The 15,538-nt window shown below is 62.0% G+C and carries 13 protein-coding genes; 11 read left to right on the top strand and 2 right to left on the bottom strand.

Going from position 1 to position 15,538, the window contains the following annotated elements; all coding sequences use genetic code 11:
- Positions 1 to 40: 40 nt before the first annotated feature.
- The 3 genes from CXK96_RS03320 to CXK96_RS03310 are packed head-to-tail and all read left to right on the top strand — an operon-like array spanning position 41 to position 4,416.
- Complete coding sequence (locus CXK96_RS03320) at positions 41 to 1,648, top strand: carboxyl transferase domain-containing protein (RefSeq protein WP_102835089.1); 1,608 nt, start codon at positions 41 to 43, stop codon at positions 1,646 to 1,648.
- Positions 1,649 to 1,702: 54 nt separating this feature from the next.
- Positions 1,703 to 2,506: a gamma-carboxygeranoyl-CoA hydratase gene (locus CXK96_RS03315; protein WP_102835088.1), complete on the top strand. Its 804-nt coding sequence runs from the start codon at positions 1,703 to 1,705 to the stop codon at positions 2,504 to 2,506.
- Positions 2,503 to 4,416, top strand: coding sequence for an acetyl/propionyl/methylcrotonyl-CoA carboxylase subunit alpha (locus tag CXK96_RS03310; protein WP_102835087.1), 1,914 nt, complete (start codon positions 2,503 to 2,505; stop codon positions 4,414 to 4,416). Before CXK96_RS03315 ends, CXK96_RS03310 begins: the two co-directional genes overlap by 4 nt.
- 200 nt (positions 4,417 to 4,616) lie before the next feature.
- Here the strand turns inward: CXK96_RS03310 and CXK96_RS03305 are convergent, their stop codons facing one another.
- On the bottom strand, positions 4,617 to 6,239 hold the full coding sequence (locus tag CXK96_RS03305) for a methyl-accepting chemotaxis protein (RefSeq protein WP_102835086.1): 1,623 nt from the start codon (positions 6,237 to 6,239) through the stop codon (positions 4,617 to 4,619).
- Between the two features lie 152 nt (positions 6,240 to 6,391).
- Here CXK96_RS03305 and CXK96_RS03300 point away from each other — a divergent pair, with 152 nt between their 5' ends.
- The 8 genes from CXK96_RS03300 to CXK96_RS03265 all read left to right on the top strand — a co-directional run bounded on the left by CXK96_RS03300 (position 6,392) and on the right by CXK96_RS03265 (position 14,434).
- Entirely contained in the window at positions 6,392 to 7,306 is a 915-nt protein-coding gene (locus CXK96_RS03300) for a hydroxymethylglutaryl-CoA lyase (RefSeq protein ID WP_272867942.1), read from the top strand.
- A gap of 40 nt (positions 7,307 to 7,346) precedes the next feature.
- Positions 7,347 to 8,042 (top strand): CoA transferase subunit A, encoded by a 696-nt coding sequence (locus tag CXK96_RS03295; RefSeq protein ID WP_102835085.1) that lies wholly within the window; start codon positions 7,347 to 7,349, stop codon positions 8,040 to 8,042.
- A 2-nt stretch (positions 8,043 to 8,044) separates the two neighbouring features.
- Positions 8,045 to 8,671, top strand: a complete 627-nt coding sequence (locus CXK96_RS03290) for a CoA transferase subunit B (RefSeq protein ID WP_102835084.1) — start codon at positions 8,045 to 8,047, stop codon at positions 8,669 to 8,671.
- A 130-nt stretch (positions 8,672 to 8,801) separates the two neighbouring features.
- A complete protein-coding gene (locus CXK96_RS03285) occupies positions 8,802 to 9,197 on the top strand; it encodes a MerR family transcriptional regulator (RefSeq protein ID WP_102835083.1) in 396 nt (131 codons plus the stop codon).
- A gap of 377 nt (positions 9,198 to 9,574) precedes the next feature.
- Positions 9,575 to 10,660: a TRAP transporter substrate-binding protein gene (locus tag CXK96_RS03280; RefSeq protein ID WP_102835082.1), complete on the top strand. Its 1,086-nt coding sequence runs from the start codon at positions 9,575 to 9,577 to the stop codon at positions 10,658 to 10,660.
- A gap of 208 nt (positions 10,661 to 10,868) precedes the next feature.
- Positions 10,869 to 11,483 (top strand): TRAP transporter small permease subunit, encoded by a 615-nt coding sequence (locus CXK96_RS03275; RefSeq protein WP_256061635.1) that lies wholly within the window; start codon positions 10,869 to 10,871, stop codon positions 11,481 to 11,483.
- A 16-nt stretch (positions 11,484 to 11,499) separates the two neighbouring features.
- Positions 11,500 to 12,867 carry a TRAP transporter large permease gene (locus tag CXK96_RS03270; protein WP_102835080.1) on the top strand — a complete coding sequence of 456 codons (1,368 nt, stop codon included), beginning with the start codon at positions 11,500 to 11,502 and terminating at the stop codon, positions 12,865 to 12,867.
- Between the two features lie 76 nt (positions 12,868 to 12,943).
- Positions 12,944 to 14,434 carry a sigma-54 interaction domain-containing protein gene (locus CXK96_RS03265; RefSeq protein ID WP_102835079.1) on the top strand — a complete coding sequence of 497 codons (1,491 nt, stop codon included), beginning with the start codon at positions 12,944 to 12,946 and terminating at the stop codon, positions 14,432 to 14,434.
- Between the two features lie 202 nt (positions 14,435 to 14,636).
- Here the strand turns inward: CXK96_RS03265 and CXK96_RS03260 are convergent, their stop codons facing one another.
- The gene (locus tag CXK96_RS03260) at positions 14,637 to 15,407 is read right to left on the bottom strand and encodes a 3-hydroxybutyrate dehydrogenase (protein ID WP_102835078.1); all 771 of its coding nucleotides are present in this window, start codon (positions 15,405 to 15,407) and stop codon (positions 14,637 to 14,639) included.
- Between the last annotated feature and the right edge of the window lie 131 nt (positions 15,408 to 15,538).

Raw genomic sequence — 15,538 nt, 5'->3', positions numbered from 1 at the left:
ACCGAGCGCATCCACCCCGCGGATTGAACCGGAGCCGAACATGGCCATCCTGAACACCCAGATCAACACCCGCTCGCCCGAATTCGCCGCCAACCGCGACGCCATGCTCGAGCAGGTGGAAAGCCTCCGCACGCTGCTCGGCAAGGTCAGCGAAGGCGGTGGTGAGAAGTCCCAACAGCGCCATGTCGCTCGCGGCAAGCTGCTGGTGCGTGACCGCATCAACGCCCTCCTAGACCCTGGCTCGGCCTTTCTCGAGGTCGCGCCACTGGCCGCCCACGAGGTGTATGGCGAGGACGTCGCTGCCGCCGGCGTGGTTGCCGGTATCGGTCGAGTCGAGGGCGTCGAATGCATGATCATTGCAAACGACGCCACGGTAAAAGGCGGCAGCTACTACCCGCTCACCGTTAAAAAGCACCTCCGTGCTCAAGCTATCGCCCAGCAGAATCGCTTGCCATGCATCTACCTGGTGGATTCCGGCGGAGCCAACCTGCCGCGCCAGGATGAAGTATTCCCTGACCGCGAACACTTCGGCCGAATTTTCTTCAACCAGGCCAACATGAGCGCCATTGGCATTCCGCAGATTGCCGTGGTGATGGGCTCCTGTACTGCAGGTGGCGCTTATGTACCGGCGATGGCCGACGAAACCATCATGGTGCGCAACCAGGCGACCATCTTCCTCGCCGGCCCGCCGCTGGTGAAGGCGGCGACCGGGGAAGTGGTGACTGCTGAAGACTTGGGCGGCGCCGATGTGCACTGCAAAACCTCCGGCGTGGCCGACCACTATGCCGAAAGCGATGAGCACGCCCTGGCCATTGCCCGGCGCTGCGTCGCCAACCTCAACTGGAAAAAGCTTGGCCAGGTACAGCCGCGCCAACCGCGTGCGCCGCTGTATGCCGCGGACGAGCTTTATGGCGTGATCCCCGCACAATCCAAGCAGCCCTACGACGTGCGCGAAGTCATCGCGCGGCTGGTCGATGGCAGCGAATTCGACGAGTTCAAGGCGCTGTTCGGGACCACACTGGTCTGCGGCTTTGCCACGCTGCACGGCTACCCGATCGCGATCCTGGCGAACAACGGCATTCTGTTCGCCGAAGCCGCTCAGAAAGGTGCGCACTTTATCGAACTGGCCTGCCAGCGCGGCATCCCGCTGCTGTTCCTGCAGAACATCACAGGATTCATGGTTGGCCAGAAATACGAAACCGGCGGCATTGCCAAGCACGGCGCCAAGCTGGTCACTGCGGTCGCCTGCGCCCAGGTGCCGAAATTCACCGTGGTCATCGGCGGCAGTTTCGGTGCCGGCAACTACGGCATGTGCGGCCGAGCCTACGACCCGCGCTTCCTGTGGATGTGGCCCAACGCCCGTATCGGCGTGATGGGTGGCGAGCAGGCTGCCGGGGTATTGGTGCAGGTGAAGCGAGAGCAGGCCGAGCGCAGCGGACAGACCTTTTCGGAGCAAGACGAGGCGCAACTCAAACAGCCAATCCTCGAGCAATACGAGCACCAGGGGCACCCCTACTACTCCAGCGCGCGACTGTGGGATGACGGTGTTATTGATCCGGCGCAGACGCGCGACCTGCTGGGCCTGGCAATCTCGGCGAGTCTCAACGCACCGATCGAACCGACCCGGTTCGGCGTATTCCGGATGTAAGGCCCGCGACAGAGCGCAGTACTGACCGCTGGCTGGCTCGTATAGGAGAAGCAGATGACCGATTTCCAGACCATCGAATTGAACAAAGACGCGCGCGGCTTCGCCACCCTGTGGCTCAACCGACCGGAAAAGAACAACGCCTTCAACGCCGAAATGATCCGCGAACTGGTACAGGCAATCGACACGGTGCAGGCGGACAAGAGCCTGCGCTTCCTGCTGCTGCGCGGCCGCGGCAAGCACTTTTCGGCCGGGGCGGATCTGGCCTGGATGCAGCAGTCGGCGAAGCTGGATTTCGATGCCAACCTCACCGACGCCCGCGAGCTGGCCGAACTGATGTACAGCCTCTACCACCTCAAGCTGCCGACGTTGGCAGTGGTGCAAGGCGCAGCGTTCGGCGGTGCGGTCGGACTGGTCGCCTGCTGCGACATGGCCATCGGTGCGCATGACGCGCTGTTTTCCCTCTCCGAAGTGCGCATCGGTCTAGCTCCCGCGGTAATCAGCCCCTTCGTGGTCAAGGCCATGGGCGAACGCGCCACACGCCGCTACGCCATGACGGGCGAACGCTTCAGTGGCGAGCGCGCCCGCGACCTCGGCCTGTTGTCCGAGACCTACGCCGCCGCCGAACTGGATGACGCCTTGCACGGCTGGCTCGACAACCTGTTGCTCAACAGCCCGCAGGCCATGCGAGCCAGCAAGGATCTCTTACGCGAAGCCGCCAGCATCTCGCTGAGCCCGGCGCTGCGTCGCTACACCGAAAATGCCATTGCGCGCATACGGGTCAGCCCCGAAGGACAGGAAGGCCTCAACGCCTTTCTGGAGAAGCGCAAACCCAATTGGACGCAGGAGCCAGAACAATGATAACTACCCTGCTGGTCGCAAACCGGGGCGAAATCGCCTGCCGCGTGATGCGTACCGCCAAGGCCATGGGCCTCACCACCGTAGCTGTGCACAGCGGCATCGACCGTGATGCCCGGCATGCCCGCGAAGCCGACATTCGCGTTGACCTCGGCGGCGCCAAGCCGGCCGACAGTTACCTTTTGATCGACAAACTGATTGCCGCCGCCAAGGCCAGCGGCGCGCAGGCGATCCATCCGGGCTACGGCTTCCTTTCCGAGAATGCCGACTTCGCTCGCGCCATCGAGGATGCCGGCCTGATATTTCTTGGCCCGCCTGCCTCGGCCATCGATGCCATGGGCAGCAAATCGGCGGCCAAGGCACTGATGGAAAAGGCCGGCGTGCCACTGGTGCCCGGCTATCACGGCGAAGCCCAGGACGTGGAAACCTTCCGCGTCGCTGCAGAAAAGATCGGCTACCCGGTATTGCTCAAGGCCACCGCAGGCGGTGGCGGCAAAGGCATGAAGGTGGTCGAGCGCGAGGCTGATCTGGCCGAGGCGCTGCAATCAGCCCAGCGCGAGGCGCAGTCGTCGTTTGGCGACTCGCGCATGCTGGTCGAGAAATACGTCCTCAAGCCGCGTCACGTCGAGATCCAGGTGTTCGCCGATCAGCATGGCAATTGCCTCTACCTCAATGAGCGCGACTGCTCGATCCAGCGCCGCCACCAGAAGGTCGTCGAGGAAGCGCCCGCCCCGGGCCTCTCCGCTGAGCTGCGCCGGGCCATGGGCGAAGCCGCGGTCAAGGCTGCGCAGGCCATCGGCTACGTCGGCGCCGGGACGGTCGAGTTCCTGCTCGATGCCCGTGGCGAGTTCTTCTTCATGGAAATGAACACCCGCCTGCAGGTCGAGCACCCGGTCACCGAGGCCATCACCGGACTCGACCTGGTGGCCTGGCAGATCCGCGTAGCCCGTGGCGAACCGCTGCCAATCACCCAGGATCAGGTACCGCTCACAGGCCACGCCATCGAAGTGCGGCTGTATGCCGAAGATCCGGACAACGACTTCCTGCCGGCCACCGGTACGATCGACCTCTACCGCGAATCGGCCGCAGGGCCTGGGCGTCGGGTCGACAGCGGCGTGACAGAAGGGGACACCGTTTCGCCGTTCTACGACCCGATGCTCGGCAAACTCATCGCCTGGGGGGAAAACCGTGAAGAAGCGCGCCTGCGTTTGCTGGCGATGCTGGATGAGACCTGCGTTGGCGGCGTGCGCACCAACCTTGCTTTTCTGCGTCGCGTAGTCGGGCATCCGGCTTTCGCAGCGGCAGAGCTGGACACCGGCTTCATCCCGCGCCACGAAACCGAGCTGATGCGGGCAACCGGCGAGCTGCCCGACGCGTTCTGGCAGCTCGCCGCCGGGCTGTTCGTGCAGACCGAGCCGGCGAAAATTCGTGAGGACGACCTTCATTCGCCTTGGGCGCAGCGCGATGGCCTGCGCTTCGGTATGCCGGCGCGGATCGGCGTGCACCTGCAATGCAACGGTGAAAGCCGACTGGTGCGCATCGATACTGCCACCGCCAGAAGCGAGTTGGCCGCCTCGCAAGCCAGCCGTCAGCCAAAGACCCTCCGTAAGGACGAAACGCTTTACCTTGAATGGAATGGCGAGTTGCAGGCGGTCACCGCGTTTGATCCCATCGCCGAAGTCGAGGCCAGCCACCAACATCACGGCGGCCTCACCGCCCCCATGAATGGCAGCATTGTTCGCGTACTGGTCGAGGCCGGGCAGACCGTCGAGGCCGGCACCACACTGGTCGTGCTGGAAGCGATGAAGATGGAGCACAGCATCCGAGCCGCCGAAGCGGGCGTGGTGAAAGCCGTCTACTGCACTGAAGGCGAGATGATCAGTGAAGGCACCACTTTGGTAGAGCTTGAGTGATGAAAGCCGCCGCAGGCCGGGCAATCGGGCAGGCTCTGCCGGCCTCGCCAGGCGCTGGTGGCGTAGGTCCAGCCGCTCAATGCGGCCGTTGTAGAAGCGAGCCTGCTTGCGAAGGCAGCGACCCGAGAGGTCGCCGCTCTCGCGGACGAGCAATAAATCGCCCTTCACGCTCCGGGAGCGGCGCAGTCACAGCGCAGCGGCTACATCCGGAAACGACTCACCAGTCCATTCAGATCCACCGCCAGGCGCGACAGCTCCTGAGTCGCCACACTGGTTTGCTGGGCGCCAGCAGAGGTTTGCACCGAGAGATCACGAATGCTGACCAAGTTTCGATCTATCTCACGGGCCACCTGCGCCTGCTCCTCCGACGCACTGGCGATGACCAGGTTGCGCTCGTTGATTCCGGCGACCGTCTCGGCAATCCGCACCAGGGCAACGCCAGCCGCTTCGGCCTTGTTCAGGGTGGTCTGCGCGCGCGAGGCGCCTTGTTGCAGCGCTTCGACTGTCAGCCCGGTGCCTTGCTGAATGCTGCCAAGCATCGACTCGATTTCTCGGGTCGACTCACCGGTACGTTTCGCCAATGCTCTCACCTCATCCGCCACCACGGCGAAGCCGCGGCCGGCGTCTCCGGCTCGCGCCGCCTCAATGGCAGCGTTCAGGGCCAGCAGGTTGGTCTGCTCGGCCACCGCGCGAATTACATCCAGCACACGGGTGATGTTGTGGGTCTGATCGGCCAGCTCACCGGCACGGGCCGAGGCGCTGACAACATCAGCCGCCAACGCCTGTATCGATGCAATGGCGTCTTCGAGCTGCATACGTCCCTGCTGAGCCGACTCGCTGGAAGCCCGCGACGCCTCGGAGGTGGATACGGCATTGCTGGCCACCTCTTCGACCGCACAAGTCATCTCATTCACCGCCGTGGCGGCCTGTTCAATCTGATCGTTCTGCCGCTGCAAGCCCTCGGTGCTGTCCAGCATGACAGCGCTCATTTCTTCGGCCGAAGCCGTCAGCACATGGGCCGAATCGTTGATCTGCCCGATGATGCTACGCAGGTTGGCCTGCATCTCGCTCAGCGAGGTCAGCAGCTCAGTGGCTTCGTCGTTGCCATTAACATGAACTTCATGGGTGAGGTCGCCTTTGGCAATCTGATTCGAAACGGCGACAGCGCGACGCATGGGCCGCACGATGCTGGCGGTCAACAGCAGCGCCAGCGCAACGGTCGAGACCAACGCAACCAGGATCACCGAGGCGATCACCCTCTGCGCGTTCCGATAAACGGACGTGGCCGCCTCGACAGCATGATGGGCGCCCTCCTCGTTAAACGACCGGAGTTCCAACAAAGCCTGTTCGAGCTGGTGGCTAAGCTCGCTAACCCGCGCGTTCACCGCGGCAGCCCTGTCCTCGCTCGGGTTGGCGGCAAGCACGCGCTGGCGATCCTGAAGCGCTTGGGGATAGCTGGCGTATACATTCTTGACGACACCGAACACGCGAGCCTCATCAGGATTGGATATGTGCTCCTCGTAACGAGCCATCAGCTGGCTGAGCTTGGTCATTGCTGCAGCGATCTGCTCGTCGCTCTTGCGAAGCGTTTCGGCGTCTTGGAAGGCCAACTGCCGCATGGATTCGATCCGCACGTGAGCAAGATTCAGCGCCATATCGTCAGCGGCCGCCTGGCTTGGCATCCAATCGGAGTCGATCTCGCTGCCCGCAGCACGTATCGCGGACATCTGCATCAGGCTGAACAACCCAAGCGCGGCCAGCAGCACGGCTACAAGCGCAAAGAACAGCAGCGTGCGATGGGAGATTTTCAATTTGCGTAGCATGGCGGTTCTCAAACGTGGTGCCGCCAGCAAGAGGCGGGGCTTCCAGTTTTATCTGCCATGCTGTTGATAACTTGAGCCGCAGAGTCTTGCTATGACCTGCCGGTCATCGGCTTTCACCGCACGGCGCTCGAACTTGTTCATGAGGACAACCAATGACTCCAACCACTGAAATGCCACGTCGGGTACGCCTTGTGGAAGTCGGCCCCCGCGACGGCCTGCAGAACGAAAAGCAGCCCATCAGCGTTGCAGACAAGGTTCGCCTGGTCGACGACCTCACCAGCGCGGGGCTGCACTATGTCGAGGTGGGCAGCTTCGTCTCGCCCAAGTGGGTGCCACAAATGGCGGGTTCTGCCGATGTGTTCGCGCAGATCAAGCAGAAGCCCGGCGTCACCTACGCCGCGCTGACGCCCAATATGAAAGGACTCGAAGCAGCCATCGAAGCCGGCGTCAGTGAAGTGGCTGTGTTTGGCGCCGCCTCGGAAGCCTTCTCGCAAAAGAACATCAACTGCTCCATCGACGAAAGCCTGGCGCGCTTCGCTCCGCTGATGACTGCAGCGCGCGAGAACGGCATTCAGGTACGCGGCTACGTCTCTTGCGTGTTGGGCTGCCCTTACGAAGGCGAAGTAGACCCCAAGCGCGTCGCGCATGTGGCGCACGAGCTGTTCGCCATGGGCTGCTATGAGGTTTCGCTGGGCGACACCATCGGTGCCGGCACACCGGGCAAAACCCGACAGCTGATCGAGGCGGTCAGTCGCGAGGTTCCGCGTGACAAGCTCGCCGGTCACTTTCACGACACCTATGGTCAGGCGCTGGCGAACATCTACGCCAGCCTGCTGGAAGGCGTCGGCACCTTCGACAGTTCGGTCGCAGGCCTCGGCGGCTGCCCCTATGCCAAAGGCGCCAGCGGCAATGTGGCCAGTGAAGACGTGCTCTACATGCTCGACGGCCTGGGCATCCAGACCGGCATCGACCTGAACGCGCTGATCGCGGCCGGTCAGCGCATCAGCGATGTGCTGGGTCGTCCCAACGGATCACGCGTCGCGCGGGCCCGACTGAGCGCGGAGTAACCCGAGTCTGTAGCCAACCTCAGATAACAAGAGGCATTTCATGAACAAGATCTATCCCAACGCCAAGCAGGCGCTCGACGGCCTGGTCGAGGACGGCATGACGCTCGCCGTTGGCGGTTTTGGCCTGTGCGGCATTCCCGAGGCACTGATCGAGGCACTGCGCGACACGGGCAGGAAAGACCTCACCGTGATCAGCAACAACGCCGGCGTCGACGGCTTTGGCCTCGGTCTGCTGCTCGAAACGCGCCAGGTGCGCAAGATGATTTCCTCCTACGTCGGTGAGAACAAAGAGTTCGAGCGCCAGTACCTGGCCGGCGAACTGGCACTCGAATTCACTCCGCAAGGCACCCTGGCCGAGAAACTGCGCGCCGCTGGCTCCGGCATACCCGCCTTCTATACCCGTACCGGTTACGGCACGCTGATCGCCGAAGGCAAGGAAACCCGCCAGTTCAATGGCGAGTGGTACGTGATGGAAGAGTCGCTGCCCGCCGACGTATCGCTGGTCAAAGCTTACAAGGCGGACAAGGCCGGCAACCTGGTTTTCAACAAGACCGCGCGCAACTTCAACCCGCTGGCGGCCATGGCAGGCAAGGTCTGCGTGGTCGAGGTTGATCATCTGGTGGAAACCGGAGAACTGGACGCCGACCAGATCCACCTGCCGGGCATTTACGTGCAGCGCATCATCCATAACCCGAACGCCGAGAAGCGCATCGAAAAGCGCACGGTGAGGAGCTGATCATGGCCTGGACACGCGAACAGATGGCGCAACGCGCCGCGCAGGAGCTGCAGGACGGTTTCTACGTCAACCTGGGCATCGGCTTGCCGACTCTCGTCGCCAACTACATTCCCGAAGGGATGGACGTCTGGCTGCAGAGTGAGAATGGCCTGCTCGGCATCGGTCCTTTCCCTACCGAAGACGAGATCGACCCGGACCTGATCAATGCCGGCAAGCAGACCGTCACCGCCCTCCCCGGCAGCGCCTTCTTCGACAATGCGATGAGTTTCGGCATGATCCGCGGCGGCCATATCAATCTGGCCATCCTTGGCGCCATGCAGGTCTCGGAGAAAGGCGACCTGGCGAACTGGATGATCCCCGGCAAGATGGTCAAGGGCATGGGCGGTGCGATGGATCTGGTGGCTGGGGTCAAGCGCGTGGTCGTCTTGATGGAGCACACCGCCAAGGGCGCGCACAAGATCATCAAGCAATGCGACCTGCCGCTGACCGGCGTCGGTGTAGTCAACCGGATCATTACCGATCTGGGCGTGCTTGACGTGACCGAGCAAGGCCTGAAGCTGGTAGAGCTGGCCGACGGGGTGAGCTTCGAGGAGCTACAAGACGCCACCGGTTGTTCGATCCAGCAGTGAGTGGCGCGATATGGCCCGACGCCACTGTGCATCGGGCCAACGCAGCGTGTAGCCTTGACTCGCTTTCAAACCGTAGTAAACGCGCCCGGCTCCGTGAGTCGTGGGTGGATAGGCAGAACTGGATACCTTCATGGCAAAGCAGACGTACAGCATTTCCGATTTGGCCAACGAGCTCGATATCACCACCCGCGCCATACGCTTCTATGAAGAACAAGGCATGCTCTCGCCGAAGCGGCGCGGCCAGGAGCGTATCTACACCCCCAAGGATCGTGTCGCCCTGAAGCTCATCCTGCGTGGCAAGCGCATCGGCTTCTCGCTCGCCGAATGCAAGACCCTGATCGAACTCTACGACCCCAAGGCCGGCAACCAGAAACAGCTGAACATCATGCTTGGCATGATTGCCGAACGCCGCCAGCAGCTCGAACAGCAATTGCTTGATATTCAGCAAATGCAGCTGGAACTTGATACCGCCGAAGAACGTTGCCTCACCGCGCTGAAGGCGACCGTGGAAAAGGATGTGGGCTGAGTCCGGCCCCCGCTTTCGCTTAAAGCACCCTAGAGGGAAAGATCGCAGCGCTCCTAACGTCATGCTTGCTGCCGGATTGAGCCTTCGGGTCCAGATATATAGACATCAGTCCAGAGGTTTGGACAGCCCTTAGGTCGGCGCGGATGAGTGTCCGGCCAGTTGGACACATGCAAAATTGGCTGAACGCCGATAAGCCTCTGGCCCGTGGGTTATCAGGTTTTCCCACAGTCAGGCACAGAACCTGCTAAGTAATACAGGCAAGACGCCAGAACACCTGGCGGGACGATAAATCAGTGCTGCCTCGTCTCGCTTTCCGGCCAACTGAACGCCGGCCCGCGCCTCTGGTTACCAAAACAAAAAAAAGAAGGAAACCTGCAATGTCGATATCCAAAAAGCTGTCCCGACTCGCCTGCGCCATCGGTGCTACCACCCTTCTCAGCGCCAGCCTGATCAGCACTGACGTCATGGCAGCCGAGAAGATTCGCTGGCAAGTGCCCCTGGCCTTTCCCTCTCACCTGGTCGGTCTGACCACACCTATCAAGCATCTCTCAGAATCCCTCAAAGCCATTTCTGGCGGTGATATCCAGCTGCGCTACTACGAGCCTGGCGAACTGGTGCCACCCTTCGAAATCATGGATGCAGTCAGCAACGGCAAGTACCCCGCTGGCTACACCTGGATCGGCTACGACCAGGGCACAATTGCCTCACTCCCCCTGTACTCCGGCGCACCCTTCAATATGGAGCCGCCAGCCTATCTGGCCTGGTACTACGAGGGTGATGGCAAGAAGCTGCTGGAAGAGATTTATGCCGAGCGCAACATTCACCCGATGCTCTGCAGCATCATCGGTCCTGAGGGCGCGGGTTGGTTTGCCCAGCCAATCGAGAAGCTGGAAGACTTCGATGGCCTGCGCATCCGCTTTGCCGGCATCGGCGGCAAGGTACTGGAGAAGCTCGGCGCCTCGGTCACCATGATCCCCGGCGGCGAGATCTATCAGGCGCTGGAGCGCAAGACCATCGACGCCACCGAGTTCTCGCAGCCAGCAATCGACAAGATGCTGGGCCTCGATCAGATCATCAAGAACTACATCATGCCGGGCTGGCACCAGACGCTGACCACCTCGCACCTGCTGGTCAACAAGGACGTCTGGGACAAGCTTGAGCCACAGAGCCGCGCGTTGATCGAGATGGGTTGCGAGTCGGCCACGCTCAAAGGCTTTGCCGAGAGCGAGTGGGCCCAGCCGACCGCCTTGCGCGAGTACGAAAAGCAAGGCGTGAAGGCCCAGGTGCTGCCTGAAGAAGTACTGCGTGAGCTGGAGCGCGTAACCAACGAAGTGCTCGATGAAATAGCCGCCAAGGACGAGATGTTCAACCGCGTTCTGAGCAGCCAGCGCGACTTCATGAAGCATCACTCGATCTGGCACGGCAAAGGCTACTTGCCGCGCGATTACTACCAGTACGAGTGATCCACTCAGCAAAGCCTAGTACCCGCTAGGGTTGGCCTTTCATCAACGTTTGGATCCTGCTGTGCTGAGGTCTCTGCGGTCGGTCGGCAACTGCCGAAGCGCAGTAACGCAGTCTTAGCACAGCAGGTGAAGAATCTTGCCAACCTGACAGGTCTCTAGCGCACGGTTCGCGCCGTGCTTTCTCCTGGTTCGGATCTCCGAGGTGGCCGTGTCCGCTCATCCCGTTTCCCCTAATGACGCAGTGCCTGCCGCTCAAGCGGATGCACTGCCTCACAACAAACTGTCTTGGTGGCTGGACAAGGCGCTTGTCGCCATCGGTGAAGCCAGCGCATGGATCTGGCTGCTGGTCCTGGCGGTGGTGCTGACCAACGTGTTCAGCCGCTTCGTGCTGTCTCGCGGCTCGATCGCGTTGGAAGAATTGTCCTGGCATCTGTTCGGTGCCGCTTTGATGCTCGCCCTGGCCTATGCCGTGGTGCGTGACGACCATGTCCGCGTCGACGTGCTGCGCGAGAAATTCACGCTGCGCAGCCAGGCCCTCATCGAACTGCTGGCGATCCTGATATTGGCATTGCCGATCGTGGTGCTGATGGTCGATGCGCTGGTGCCCTTCGCCTACCAAGCCTTCATCTATGACGAGCGTTCTCAGGCGCCAAGCGGGCTGCCGCACCGTTACATCTTCAAGAGCGTATTGCCCATCGGGCTGACGCTGGTTGCGCTGGCCTTGCTGTCACGGGCCACACGCTGCAGCACGCTGCTATTCAACTTTCCCCGGGCTTTTATAGCCCCGACGCATGACCGCGACCGCGGCCATTCGCAGCCCTGATGGAGTAGCCGTAATCATGGGTCTGGAAGAAATTCTCGTCATCAGCATGTTCGCCACCTTCATGGGGCTGCTGCTGCTTGGCTTTCCGGTCGCCTGGTCACTGGCCGGCATCGGGTTGTTGTTCGCGGTACTCGGGCACGTCATGGTCGAGCACTTCGATGCTGACCTCTGGTTCACCTGGGACGGCACCATCGGGGTACTGGACGCACGCATCTACGGCATTGTCGCCAATGAGCTGATGGTTGCCCTGCCGCTTTTCATCTTCATGGGCATCATGCTCGACCGCTCCGGCATCGCCGAGCGGCTGATGCACAGCCTGGTCCGGGTGCTCGGTCCGTTGCGTGGTGGTTACGCCGTAACAGTGGTGCTGGTGGGCATTTTGCTGGCCGCTTCTACCGGTATCGTCGGCGCCTCGGTGGCCTTGCTCGGCATGCTCTCGATCGGGCCGATGCTGCAGGCCAAATACAACAAGAGCCTTGCCGTCGGCACCGCTTGTTCGGTCGGTACGCTGGGCATTCTGATTCCGCCTAGCATCATGCTGGTCCTGATGGCCGACCGACTCGGCACCTCCGAAGCCTCGGTGGGCAAGCTGTTCATGGGTGCTCTGGTACCCGGGATGATGCTGGCCCTGATGTACATCCTCTACATCGTGGTGGTGTCGTGGCTGAAGAAGGACTTTGCGCCTGCTCCTGCCAATCGCCAGAAGCTTGATGCCAAGGCGCTGATCGATGTGTTCTGGGCAGTGGTGCCGCCCTTCGTCCTGATTCTGGCCGTGCTCGGCTCGATCTTCTTCGGTATCGCTACAACGACGGAAGCGTCTGCGGTCGGTGCGTTTGGTGCGGTGCTGATGGCGGCCCTCAGCCGCAAGCTGAACATGGCGGTATTGAAGGAAGCGCTCTACCAGACCAGCCGCACCTCGGCATTCATCTTCGGCATCTTTATCGGCGCCACGGTGTTCGCCGCAGTGTTGCGCGGCCTGGGCGGTGATGACGTGATCCGTGCCGCGCTCACGGGTTTGCCGTTCGGTCAGACCGGTGTGCTGCTAACCGTACTGTTCATCACCTTCCTGCTGGGCTTTTTCCTGGACTGGGTGGAGATCACGCTGATCATCCTGCCGCTGGTTGCGCCGGTGCTGTTTTCCATGGGTGTCGACCCGCTCTGGTTCGCGGTGCTCTTCGCGCTGTGCCTGCAAACCTCCTTCCTGACTCCGCCCGTGGGCTTCGCGCTGTTCTACATCAAGGGGGTCTGCCCTCCGGAGGTCACGACGCGGGACGTCTATCTCGGCGTTATGCCCTACATCCTGATTCAGCTGCTCGGCCTGGCCTTGGTGTTCTTCTTTGCGCCGCTGGCGACGTGGCTACCCAACGAGGTGTACGGACTCTGAGCCCGGACCGGTTGCCTTGCCCACGGCAGCCGGCGCCTTCCATAATCGGCCGAACCTCACCGGACAGCTCGAACCCATGGCAATCGCCCGCAACGACCTTGACCTCAACGGCCTGACCATCGGCGTATCGCCCGAACGCTTCCGTGCGGTGGCCATGCCGCTGCTGTTCGACCACCTCAATGCTCAGTGCGAAGGCACCATCGCGGTCAATCGCCAGGCGCGTATCGTCTGGATCAATGACAAATACGCGGAAAAGATCGGCATCAGCGACCCGCGCAGTGTTCTCGGCAAGGAAATCGAAGAAGTGCTGCCCGCCAGCCGCTTGCGCGAAGTGGTGGAGAGCGGCCAGCCGAGCATGCTCGATCTGATGGCTTTCGGCAGCGAGCATTTTGTCGTGACGCGAATCCCGCTTCGTGACGAGGACGGCACCCTGGTCGGCGCCCTGGGTTTCGTGCTGTTCGACCGAGCCCGGCACCTGAAGCCCTTGATGTCCAAGTTCACCACGCTGCAGACGCAGCTGGTCGCGACCCAGAACGAGCTGGCCAAGGCTCGCCGGGCGCGCTACACCATTGCAGGCTTTATCGGCACCAGCCCGGCCGCCAGTGAAGTTAAACGTCAGGCTCGTCGCGCCGCACAGCTGGACGCCACCGTGCTGATCCGCGGCGAGACCGGCACCGGCAAGGAGCTGCTGGCTCAGGGCATTCATAACCTGTCGCCGCGCGCCAATGGGCCTTTCGTTGCCGTCAACGTCGCGGCGATTCCAGAGACATTGGTCGAAGCCGAGCTGTTCGGCACCGCGCCTGGCGCCTTTACTGGTGCAGATCGCAAGGCGCGCATCGGCAAGTTCGAAGTGGCCAACGGGGGCACGCTTTTTCTCGACGAAATCGGCGACCTCCCATTGGCCCTGCAAGCCAAGCTGTTGCGGGTGCTGCAGGAGCAGGAAATCGAGCCACTGGGCTCCAATCAGGTCAAGCCACTGAACGTGCGGGTGATCGCCGCCACGCACATTGATCTGGAAGCCAAGGTCGCTGCCGGCGAGTTTCGCGATGACCTCTATTATCGACTCAACGTGCTGGCGCTGCAGGTGCCGCCGTTGCGCGACCGTGCCGCCGACATACCCGCCGTGATCGAACATCTGCTCGATGACATTGCCAACCGCTCCGGGCAGGCTCCGATGGAACTTGCGCCGAGCGCCATTGCATTGCTCTGTAACCAGCCCTGGCGCGGCAACGTGCGCGAATTGGGCAACCTACTAGAACGCGCACAGCTGAGCGCGGATGGCACACCGCTGGAAGCGCGCCATTTCCTGCCGCTGTTGGGCGCGAAGACTGCCGCCGCGCCGCAGGCTGCCTTCACCCCCAGTGAGCCGATGCTTGCTGAACCCACACCGGAACCCAACGCCCCACTGCAACTCCTCGCAGAGAGCATCGCCCAGGCCGAACGCCGCGCCTTGCAGACCGCCCTGCTCGCCTGCAAAGGCAACCGCCGCCGCGCAGCGGTCGAGCTGGGCATCTCCAGAGCAAGCCTGTACTCAAAGCTTCAGTTGCATGGCTTGAGCGAGCGCTGAAGTCACGCCGCAAGATCATCGAGACACGCCACGAACTCGTGAACAGGTCAAAACGCCGCTGCACGCGGTCGGCTGCTTCGTCCCAAGCGGTCAAGAAAACTTGCCGCAGGGTGTGAGCGATCGAGTCTCTCCGTCCGCACCCTGCGACAGCTCAGCGGAACCGGTTGAACCCGTACCGCTGCGCCATGGCTTCTTCAGGCAACTACTGCGCGACCCAGCCGCCATCCATGTTCCAGGCGACGCCACGCACCTGAATGGCTGCATCGCTGCACAGGAAAAGCGTCAATTCACCGAGTTGCTCCGGCGTCACGAAGTCCAGTGACGGCTGTTTTTCCATCAGCAACTCACGCGTTGCACGCTGGGGGTCGCCATGGGCTTTGGCAATGTTGTCGATCTGCTGCTGCACCAGAGGCGTCAGCACCCAACCCGGGCAGATGGCGTTGCAGGTTATTCCGGTAGTGGCGGTTTCCAGCGCGACACTTTTGGTCAATCCGACCAAGCCGTGCTTGGCCGCCACGTAGGCAGACTTCTGAGCCGAAGCCACCAGCCCGTGGGCCGAAGAAACGTTGATGATCCGCCCCCAGTTGCGCTGCCGCATACCGGGCAAGGCCAGGCGGATGGTGTGAAAGGCCGAAGACAGATTGATGGCGATGATGCTGTTCCAACGCTCTGCCGGAAAGCTCTCGATCGGCGCAACGTGCTGAATACCCGCGTTGTTCACCAGCACGTCCAAGGTGCCGAATTCGCGTTCGGTCTCGGCGACCATTTCCGCAATCTGATCGGCGTCGGATACGTCAGCTGGGTGATGCAGGACGCGGGTGCCATACGCTGATACTTGCGCAACGGCGGCATCGACATCGCCAAAACCATTGAGCATCACATTCGCGCCCGCCTCCGCCAGCTTGCAAGCGATGCCGAGCCCTATTCCGCTGGTCGAGCCAGTTACGAGAGCCGATCGGCCGTTGAGTTTCATACTGGCCTCCGCAGGCGCACAGCGTCACCAATGGCGGCGCGGGACATACCGCGCGCGCAATACACAGCATGGGCCATTAATGGTAAGACGGAGACAGACGACACAAAGCAAACTGACGCGTCAGCAGGTTC

The organism is Stutzerimonas stutzeri, from assembly GCF_002890895.1.
Taxonomy (GTDB): domain Bacteria; phylum Pseudomonadota; class Gammaproteobacteria; order Pseudomonadales; family Pseudomonadaceae; genus Stutzerimonas; species Stutzerimonas stutzeri_AB.
The sequence above is the reverse complement of the archived record's forward strand: the minus strand, read 5'-3'. Positions and strand labels throughout refer to the sequence as shown.